5 protein-coding genes are annotated in these 10,206 nt (G+C 69.3%); 4 read left to right on the top strand and 1 reads right to left on the bottom strand.

Features of this window, described 5'->3' with window-relative positions; translation table 11 throughout:
- Positions 1–259: 259 nt before the first annotated feature.
- Together B8460_RS02245 and B8460_RS02240 are read left to right on the top strand one after the other, a co-directional pair.
- Positions 260–637 carry a helix-turn-helix domain-containing protein gene (locus tag B8460_RS02245; protein WP_048859943.1) on the top strand — a complete coding sequence of 126 codons (378 nt, stop codon included), beginning with the start codon at positions 260–262 and terminating at the stop codon, positions 635–637.
- 109 nt (positions 638–746) lie between these two features.
- Positions 747–7,127: an Ig-like domain-containing protein gene (locus B8460_RS02240; RefSeq protein ID WP_048859941.1), complete on the top strand. Its 6,381-nt coding sequence runs from the start codon at positions 747–749 to the stop codon at positions 7,125–7,127.
- Between the two features lie 52 nt (positions 7,128–7,179).
- On the opposite strand, the gene B8460_RS02235 is transcribed toward B8460_RS02240, so the two are convergent.
- Positions 7,180–7,839, bottom strand: coding sequence for an SCO family protein (locus B8460_RS02235; RefSeq protein ID WP_084623137.1), 660 nt, complete (start codon positions 7,837–7,839; stop codon positions 7,180–7,182).
- Positions 7,840–8,007: 168 nt separating this feature from the next.
- On the opposite strand from B8460_RS02235, the gene egtB reads away from it, so the two are divergent.
- Both egtB and egtD read left to right on the top strand, forming a co-directional pair.
- Positions 8,008–9,204, top strand: coding sequence for an ergothioneine biosynthesis protein EgtB (gene egtB / locus B8460_RS22790; protein ID WP_048859940.1), 1,197 nt, complete (start codon positions 8,008–8,010; stop codon positions 9,202–9,204).
- A 48-nt stretch (positions 9,205–9,252) separates the two neighbouring features.
- Complete coding sequence (egtD, locus tag B8460_RS22785) at positions 9,253–10,173, top strand: L-histidine N(alpha)-methyltransferase (protein WP_199445514.1); 921 nt, start codon at positions 9,253–9,255, stop codon at positions 10,171–10,173.
- Positions 10,174–10,206 lie beyond the last annotated feature (33 nt).

The raw sequence follows: 10,206 nt of genomic DNA, 5'->3' as shown, positions 1-10,206 counted from the left end.
GGCGGGGGCCGCCGGGCGCCGATGCGCCGTCCCCTCTCGATGGTCGTCCAGCGCGTGGCGCCGAGCCGGGCGGCGATAACATCCCAGCTCATGCCCTCGGCCCGCAGACTGCGCAGGCGGGCATCCATCGCGGGCGTCCAGGTGGTCAGGCTCTGCATCGTCGGCCTCCCGTGTGACGGAACGAGACTTAGCCGAACAAAACAGGAACGTCAATCAGACTAACGTTGTCTGTTAGTGGGAATTGCGCTACATGGGCGGTATGGACGACATCGACTCCGCTGCACTCTCGCCGGGCGCCCGTGTCCGCGATCTGCGGCACGCTCGCGGCATGACGCAGAGCGAACTCGCCGACGCGATCGGGGTGAGCCGCAGCGCCGTCGCGCAATGGGAAAGCGGCCGCGCTGGGCAGGCCACGCCGCATCTACGGCGGGTGGCCGACGTGCTCGGCGTCAGCGTCGATCACCTTCTCGGACCGGAAGCCTCCGGCGCGGCCGCGGTCATGACCGGCGACGAACGAGCGCTCCTCGCTCTCTACCGAACGGCGGCTTCGCCCGACCGACAGCTCCTGCTTCTCATCGCGCGGCGCCTCGCTGCACGCGATTCGGCATCAGGCGGAGAGTCAGACCCGCAATCATGACTTGAGACCCGATTTCCTAGTCCGGTCTCTTTTTTACACATAATTCAACCATCCCGTTCATTCCTCTCGTCCGGCACGCCTGGTGCCGGTTTTCGGGCGAGAGCGAAACATGTCGGGGACGAACACGATCAACGGTGCGGCTGGCGGTCTGATCACCGACGCCACGGGCTTCAACGTCGTACAACTCGGCAGCGCGTCGGCCTCGGTCCTCGCCGGACTGGGCACCGATACGATTGTCGGCGGCACCGGCAATCTCGGGGTCTACGCAGAGGGCGACAACAATCCGCTCGTCGTCGCGGCCGGCAGCGGCACGCTGGAACTGTCGATGCTGGGCGGCAGCGGCACGGCGACGGTGACCGGCGGAGCCGGCGGCGAGACGCTCACCGGTTCCATGGGCAACATGGACGTCACGCAGGCGGGGGCGCTGACGCTGCATCCCAGCAACGGCACCGTCACCATCGCCGCGAACGGCGATGCCATCACCGTCTGGGCGTCCGACAATTCCGGCTATGAGGTGTTCACGCCGACCGCCGGCACGACGGTCACGGTGGCACCCACGCCGGACGGATTCGGCCATACGCTCGTCACCGTCGGCGCCAACGCGCCGCTCGTGTTGGGCAACGGGTTCATGTCGCCCGAATCCAACCCCAATGCGATCTCCCTGCTCACCGGCTCGAACGGCTCGGGCAACGTCATCATCCCCGCGCCACCGGCCCCCGTCGTCAATGGCCTCACCGCCGCCACCGACACGGGTGCCTCCAGCAGCGACGGGATCACCGCCGACGCGACGCCGGTCGTTACCGGCACCGCCGTCGCCGGCGATTACGTCATTCTGCTGGAAGGCGCGCAGACCCTGGGCGGCTCGGTCGCCGATCCATCCGGAAACTGGTCGATCGCCGTCGCCAATCCGCTCTCCAACGGTGCGCACGCCCTGACAGCCCAAATCCTCGACATTTCGGGCGTCACCAGCGCCACGTCCAACACGCTCAACGTTGTCATCGACACCCTTCCACCCAACGCGCCGACGATCACCGGCCTCGATCCGACGACCGACAGCGGCACCGTCGGCGACGGGATCACCAACGTGCGCAATGTCGTCATCGACGGCACCGCCGACGCTGGCAGCAGCATCGCGCTCTATGATGGGGCCACGCTGATCGGAACCGGCACCGCCGATGCAGCGGGTACGTTCTCGGTCGGCAGCACCGTCGCGCTCACGGACGGGCAGCACGACCTCACCGCCGTGGAGACCGATCTCGCGGGCCTGACCAGCGGCGCATCGGCGGTCTACGCCGTGACCGTGGAGACCGTGCCGCCCCCGGCGCCCATGCTGACGCTCGATCCGGCGAGCGACACCGGCACGCTCGGTGACAACATCACGTCCATCACCACGCCGATGATCGATGGCACCGGCCTCCCCGGTGACGCGGTCACGATCGACGACGGCGGCACCGTCGTCGCGACCACCACCGTCGGCGCCATCGGCACCTGGACCTATACGCCCACCTCGCCCCTCGCCTACGGCACGCACGTCCTCACCGCGACCCAGACCGACGTGGCCGGCAATATCAGCAGCGCCGGCACGCTCGACCTCACCATTCAGCAGGTCGCGCCGGTTGCCATCACCGCCGTCACCCCGGTCGGCGGCACGCTGATCGGCAGCGACACCAATGCGCCGAACATCACGCTCGCCGGCACCGCGGCGGCGGGAGCATCCCTTGCGATCACCGACAACGGGGGCACGGCGCTGACGGCAACCGCCGACGCCACGGGCGCCTGGAGCGTCACCGCGCCGGTTCTGACGGGCGCCAACACCTTCGCCGTCACCGTCACCCTCGATCCGGCCGGGACGACGACGGGAGCGAACACCACGACGACGCTCACCGGCTATCCCGCGACGCCGGCCGCCCCGACCGTCGCCGGCCTCGCACCCGGCAGCGACAGCGGCAACCTGGGCGACGGCGTCACTGACATTCCCATGCCGTCTTTCACCGGCACCGGCACGCCGGGACTGCTCGTCTCTCTCAAATCCAACGGCACGCTCGTCGGCACCGGCACGGTCGACGCGGCAGGCACCTGGACGGTCGCCTCGACGATCGATCTGCCGTTCGGCGGCGACACGATCACCGCGACCGATACGGACCCGTTCGGCACCACCAGCGCCGCCTCGTCCTCGCTCATGACGCAAATCGTGCCGGTGCCGACCGCGCCACCGATCGCACTGCTCAGTGGCGGCACCACCACCACGACCACCACGCCCGACATCCTGCTTCAGCCGTTCTTCGAGCCATCGATCGCGCAATACAACTTCTACGACAACGGCACCCCGATCGGGATCGCACCCCCGTTCATCCCGGAGTTCATCCCCAGCGTCCCTCTGCCCTACGGCAACAACGTCATCACCGCCACCGCGACCGACGTCTACGGGAACGTCAGCAGCGCCTCCACGCTCGACATCAGCGTCCTTTTGACATCCCCGAGCCTCCTTCTCGCGCCGGGGTCCGACAGCGGCACCGTCGGCGACAACCTGACGAACGTCACCACGCCGACGCTCGACGGCGCGGCCGCCGCGGGTGCCACGATCACCGTTCTCGACAATGGCGGCACGCTCGGCACGACGATCGCGGACGGGACCGGCAACTGGTCCTTCACCGCTCCCGCGCCACTCCTCGCCGGAGCCAACACGTTCGAGGCCGTGGCATCGCTTGGCGCAGGTATCACCGCCGCCTCCACGCCGCTCGTCGTCACGATCGACACCACGCCACCCGCGCCGCCTACCATCGGCCTGACGGCCGCCAGCGACACCGGGGTGCCGGGCGACGGCGTCACGACCGTGGCGGACCCGACCTTTACCGGCACCGTCGGCGCGAACGATCTCGTCAGCATCGCCGCCGACGGCACGGTGCTCGGAACCGCGACCGCCTCGGCGGCCGGGATCTGGACATTCACCCCGTCGGGGACACTCGCCCTCGGCACGCATGTCATCACGGCGACCGCGACCGACAATGTGGGCAATGTCAGCAACCCCAACGGCTTCGGCCTCACGATCCTGCCCGCGTCCGTCCCGACCCCTTCGGCCGCCCTGTCGCCGGCAAGCGAAAGCGGCGTGCCGGGCAGCGACATCACCAACGTCACCACGCCGACCCTCACCGGCACCGCCGTCGCCGGCGACATCATCACGATCGATGAAGGCACCGCGCAGCTCGCGCAGGCGACCGTCGCCGCCGACGGCACATGGCGCGCCACGCTCGGCACGCCCCTCGCCGCCGGGAACCATCTGCTCCTCGTCACCGACATCAACGCCGGCGGTGCCGTCTCGGCGCCCGCGTCGCTCGCGCTGACCATCGAGACGGCGGTAGCGACGCCGACGCTGACGCTCGCCCCGTCCAGCGACAGCGGCGTGCAGGGCGACGATCTCACCAACGTGGTGCAGCCGACCGTCACCGGCACCACCACCGCCGGCGCGACGATCGCGGTATCGGACGGCGGCACGCTCCTTGGCACCGCGACCGCCGACGCGACCGGCGCCTGGTCCTACACCGCCCCGACGCCGCTTCGGGACGGGCTCAACGCCATCACGGCCGTGGTCACCGACCCGGCCGGCAATGTCAGCGCGCCCGGCACCCTCGACATCACCATTGAACGCCAGGCCGCGGCGCCGTCGATCCTCGCCTTCTCACCCAACACCGGCCCCGATCCGGCCACGCAGGACACGAACGCGCCCATCATCACCCTGTCCGGCACCGCGACGCCGTCGAGCACGGTCGACATCACCGACAACGGCAGCCCGGTCGGCACCACGATCAGCAACGCCGCGGGCACCTGGTCGGCCGTCATCGGGCTGCAATCCGGTACCAATACGTTCCTGGCGAATGTCGCGGCGGACCCGGCGGGTAACGCCGGCCCCGCGTCCGCCCCCTTCGTCGTGACGCAGATCATCGGCACGCCCACCGCCCCGGCCATTACCGGCCTGACCCCCGCCACCGACAGCGGAACTGCGGGCGACGGCATCACCAATGACGTCACGCCGGCGGTGACCGGCACCGCGCCGGCCGGCATGGACGTGACACTGTTCGACGGCACGACCGTGCTCGGCACGACGACGGCCGATGCCGGCGGCACCTGGACCATCGCGCTCGCCGCGCCGCTCGCCGCTGGGACCTACAGCCTCACGGCGACCGCGACGGATGCTGCCGGCAACGTGAGCCCGACCTCCTCCCCCTACACGCTCCAGATCGACACGGCGGTGCCACCGGCCCCGACGCTCGCCCTCGACGCCGCCAGTATCAACCCGGTGCTCGGCGACACCACGACCGACAACCAGACGCCCACGCTGCGTGGCACGGCACTCCCGGGCACCACCGTCACCGTGACGGACAGGACCACCACCCTCGGGCAAGCCGCCGTCCAGGCGGACGGGACGTGGTCGTTCGCGGTCGTCGCGCCGCTCGGCCTCGGTGCCCACACGCTCACGGCCACGGCCACCGACGTGGCCGGCAACCAGAGCGCGGTTGCCAGCCTCGCGATGACCGTCGATCCGGTCCCGACCGCCATCCCGACCATCACCCTCGCGCCGGCCAGCGACAGCGGCGTTGCGGGCGACCGCCTGACGAACGTCACCACGCCCTCGCTGCTCGGAACGGCCCCGGCGGGGGACGTGGTGGGCATCACCGCCAACGGGACGATCTTCGCCACGGCCACCGCGGATGTCAGCGGGCGCTGGTCCTACACGCCGTCGACCCCGCTCGCCGACGGAACCTACGCGTTGCTCGCCACCGCGACCGATCCGGTCAGCGGCACGAGCCGCACCTCAGGCACCTACACCCTGCGGATCGACACCGTGGCGCCCGCCGCGCCGATCCTGCAATCCGTCCTCGGCGGCACGCAGACCGCGCAGGGTATCATCACCGGTAGCGTCCAGCCCGACATCACCGGCACCGCCGCGCCGGGCGATCAGATCACGCTGCTCGATGGCACGACCGTGCTCGCGACCGGGACGGCGGATGCGGCTGGCAACTGGTCGCTGCTGCCGGGCACCACCCTCGCGGCTGGAACCCACGCGCTCACCGCGACGGCGACGGATGCCGCCGGCAACACGAGCACGGACGCAACGCCGCTCGACGTCACGGTCACGCCGCAAGAGGCGCTTCAGGTCAACCAGAGCATTCCCTTCATCAACGCCGCCACGCAGTCGATCCAGCAGACGCTCGGCCCGTCCTGGTGGCTCGGCGGCCCCGCGGCGATCACCTACTATGCGCCCGGACAGCCGCCGCCACCGCCGGCCGCCGGCACCACGCTCGGCCTTCTCGTCGGCGACGAGAGCAACAACGCCACCCTGGGCATCACGCCCGGCACCCAGCTCGTCTCCGACACCGCGCACGGCGCCACCACCCTGCTCGGCGCCGGCGGCGACAGCCAGCTCGTGATGTCCACCGCGCCGCAGACCACGTATTTCACCGGCGGCGGTTCCGGCGTGTACCTCGGCAACGAGGCGGCCGGCGGTCCCACGGCGCCGCGCGGCAACAACCTCGTGATCATGCCGGATCAGGGTGGCGGCAATTACGTCGTCGATACCGGATCGGGTAACGACACGGTGCTGGCCAACAGCGGCAACAACTCCATCTCTGCCGGCACCGGCAACAACTGGATTGCCCTCGGCAGCGGCAACAATCTCGTCATGAACCAGGGCAACGACACCGTCGATGCCAGCAGCGGCATGACGACGGTCGATGCCATCAACGACACCATCAACGCCGCCGGGCAGGGCGTGCTGGTGTTCGGCGGCCAGAGCACGCTGCAGTTCATCAACGGCGCCGGCAACGCCACGCTCGCCGGCGGCGGCAACGAGACCGTCTACGGCGGCAGCGGCAAGCTGACGGTCTATGGCGGCTCGGGCGGCGGCGTCTATTATGGCGGACGCGGCGGCAACAACGTGATCTTCAGCGGCTCCGGCGCATCGACCCTAACGGGCGGCGCCGGCGGCAACGACCTCCTCGTGACCAAAAACAACCAGAACAACCTGCTCGTCGCCTCCCAGGGGTCCGAAACCCTCTTTGGCGGACAGTCGAGCGGCAACAACATCTACCTCGGCGGCAGCGGCGACACCGAAATCGTCGCCGGCGCCGGCCACGACACGGCGGTGATGAACGCGGGTAGGACGACCGTCTTCTCGGGCAATGGCGACACCACCACCTTCGCCTACGCCCCCGGCATCGTCGTCGCCGGCTCTGGCAATCAGCTCATCGTCTGCGGCGGCCCATCGGAATCGTATGGCTTCGCGCGCGGTCAGGCCGGCGGCATCACCGATTTCTACAATTTCAATCCCGCGCGCGACCACGTGGAGCTGTGGAACTACGGCGCGGCCGACCTCTCGAATGCGCTCGCGACACAGACGACCGGGGGCGGGATGACGATCATCCGCCTCTCGGACGGGACACAGATCGACTTCCACGGCATGCAGCACGTCAGCAGCAGCATGTTCTCGGTCTGACGGTACCGCGAACAGACTACCGGCGGGCCGGCCCCGCGAGGCGCCGGCCCGTTCACGCCGCCGGCAGATACTTGCCGATCGACGCCGCCATGCGGTCCGAATCCTCGTCGGCCGGGATCAGCGCCAGCGGCGCGCCCTGGGGCGACATCAGATAGAGAACGGAGCTGTGATCCACCGCATAGCTCCGATCGTCCGGCCCGCTCCGATGCACCGCATAATAGACGTGATAGGCGCCCGCGGCCGCGGCGATCTGCGCGGGACTGCCGGACAAACCGAGGATGCGCGGTGAGATCGCGGAGGTGTACTGGCCCATCACCGCCGGCGTATCGCGCGCCGGATCGACGGTGATGAAAATCGCCTGCAGCGCGTCCGCCCGCTTGCCCAGCCGATCGAGCGCCTTCGCCATGTTGGCCAGCGTCGTCGGGCACACGTCGGGACAGTACGTGTAGCCGAAATAGACCAGCAGATATTTGCCGTGAAACGTCGCGTCCGTCACCGTCCGACCGTCCGGGGCGGTCAGCGTGAAGGGGCCGCCGAACCCCTGGTTGCCGGCTTCCCCGGCCTCCTCGCGCCGCGACAGCACGACGCCCAGCCCGGCCAGCAGGGCCGCCGCGATCCCGCCCGCGAGCGCGAGCCGCCGCGGCAGGCGATCGGGGGCACCGCCCCCCGCCGCCGGATCGTTCCGGGCCGTTCCCTTAGGATCCCGTGCCATCATACCCCTCCTGCACAAATCCCCGGGTTGGCCCGGACTTGCCAAACGCCCACTTGCCGTCAGACTTGGGCCAACCAATGGCTTGCGCCGCAACTCTCTCGCGCGCCGGCAGTTTGACCCTGACGGTCGGACCGACCCCTTTCGACCGTGCGGGGAACGGAGGACGCAGTGACCGCGCAGGCTCTCACGCGCCGGCAGGATGACCGCGACGCGCTCAGGCTACGTTTTCGCGCCGTTCGCCAACACACCGAGGCTCTCAGCCGCAACCTCACGGCCGAGGATCAGTGCGTCCAATCTATGCCCGATGCCAGTCCCGCAAAATGGCACCGCGCGCATACCACGTGGTTTTTCGAGGAATTCCTGCTGCGGCCGCATCTGCCGGCGTACCGGCCGCTCGATCCCGCATATCGGTTCCTGTTCAACTCGTACTACGAGCAGGTCGGCGCCCGCCATCCGCGCCCCAAGCGCGGACTGATTACGCGGCCGGGAGTGGCCGAGATCAGCGCCTATCGCGAATACGTCGACCGGCATGTCGAGCATGTGCTCGACATGGTCTCCGACGACATCGAGACGACGATCGAACTCGGCCTGCAGCACGAGCAGCAACACCAGGAACTCCTGCTCACCGACATCACCCACGCCTTTGCGCAAAGCCCCCTTGCCCCCGCCGTCCTGCCTGAATGGCGCGACGCGGAGGATATGGCCGAGCCCTCCTTCATCGCCTACGAGGGTGGCATCGTGCCAATCGGCGCCGCCGGCGGGTTTGCCTTCGACAATGAGACGCCGTGGCACGAAGCCCTTCTCGCCCCCTACCGTCTGGCCGACCGCCTCGTGCGCAACATCGACTTCCTCGCCTTCATCCAGGACGGCGGATACCGTACGCCGACGCTGTGGATGTCGGACGGATGGGCCACCGTCGTCGCTCAGGGCTGGGACGCTCCGTTCTACTGGCGTGAGGACGACGGCGCGTGGCTGCAGATGGGACCGGCTGGGCTGCAACCGATCGCCTGGCACGCCCCCGTCCGCCACATCAGCTGGTACGAGGCCGATGCCTATGCACGCTGGTGCGGCGCGCGGCTGCCCACCGAACAGGAATGGGAAGCCGCCGCCGGCGACACCCGCCTGCACGATCTCACCGGCCGCGTTTGGCAGTGGACCAACAGCGCCTACCTCGCTTACCCCGGATTCCGTCCCCAGCCGGGCGCAATCGGCGAATACAACGGCAAGTTCATGATCAACCAGATGGTCCTGCGCGGCGGATCGCTCGCGACGCCGCCCGGCCATGCCCGCCCGACCTATCGCAACTTCTTCCCGCCGGACGCGCGCTGGCAATTCACCGGTCTGCGCCTCGCCGCCGACGGCTGAGGGACCGACATGGCACGACACCAACCAATCCTCCAACTCGATGTCGACGTGATCGGCGACGCGCTCATGGGCCTGCTGCAGCCGCGCAAGACGCTGCCGCCCAAGCTCCTGTACGACGAGACGGGCTGCCGTTTGTTCGGCGACATTACGGCGCTGCCCGAATACTATCTCACGCGGACCGAGCTTTCGATCCTGCGCCGCCTCGGCCCGTCGCTGCGCGCCCATGTGCCGGCCCACGGATGGATGGTCGAATACGGGGCCAGCAGCAGCCTGAAGGCCGCGATCGTTCTGCGTCAGCTTGATCGCCCGGCCGGCTATATCCCGATCGACATCGCACCAGACGCGCTGGCCTCAGTACAGTCTGACCTGCACCCGGACTTCCCCAGCCTCGAGATTCTGCCGATCTGCGCCGACTTCCTCCGTCCCGTGGAATTGCCCGCGCCTGCGCGCGACGCGCGGATCTTTGGCTTCTTTCCCGGCTCGACGATCGGCAATCTCGAACCCACCGCGGCGACGGCGTTCCTGCGCCTCGCCCGCGCGACGCTCGGTCCCGGCGCGCTGTTTCTGGTGGGCGCCGATCTGCGCAAACCCGCCGACCGCCTGCTGCCCGCCTACGACGACGCACAGGGGGTGACGGCCGCGTTCAATCTCAACCTGCTGACACGGCTGAACCGTGAAGCCGGCGCCAATTTCGACCTCGACCGCTTCGCGCACCGGGCTTTGTGGAACGATGCGGAAAGCCGCGTGGAGATGCACCTCGTCAGCCTGGCGGACCAGTCGGTGCGTCTCGGGCGGCAGCACATCACCTTCCGCCGCGGCGAGACCATTCACACCGAAAACAGCTACAAGCACGCGCCCGAGGCCTTCGACCGCATCGCCGCGGCCGCCGGCTGGCGCACGATCGAACGCTGGACCGACGACGACGGCCTGTTCGCCCTGACCCTGCTGGGAGGCACGCCCGGCGCGTAGCGGGCGCGGCCGGCGGCGTCAGCGCCGCCGGCC

The organism is Acidisphaera rubrifaciens HS-AP3 (genome assembly GCF_000964365.1).
Classification (GTDB): Bacteria; Pseudomonadota; Alphaproteobacteria; order Acetobacterales; family Acetobacteraceae; genus Acidisphaera; species Acidisphaera rubrifaciens.
Note: the sequence above shows the minus strand (reverse complement) of the source record. Positions and strands in the feature narration are given on the sequence as shown.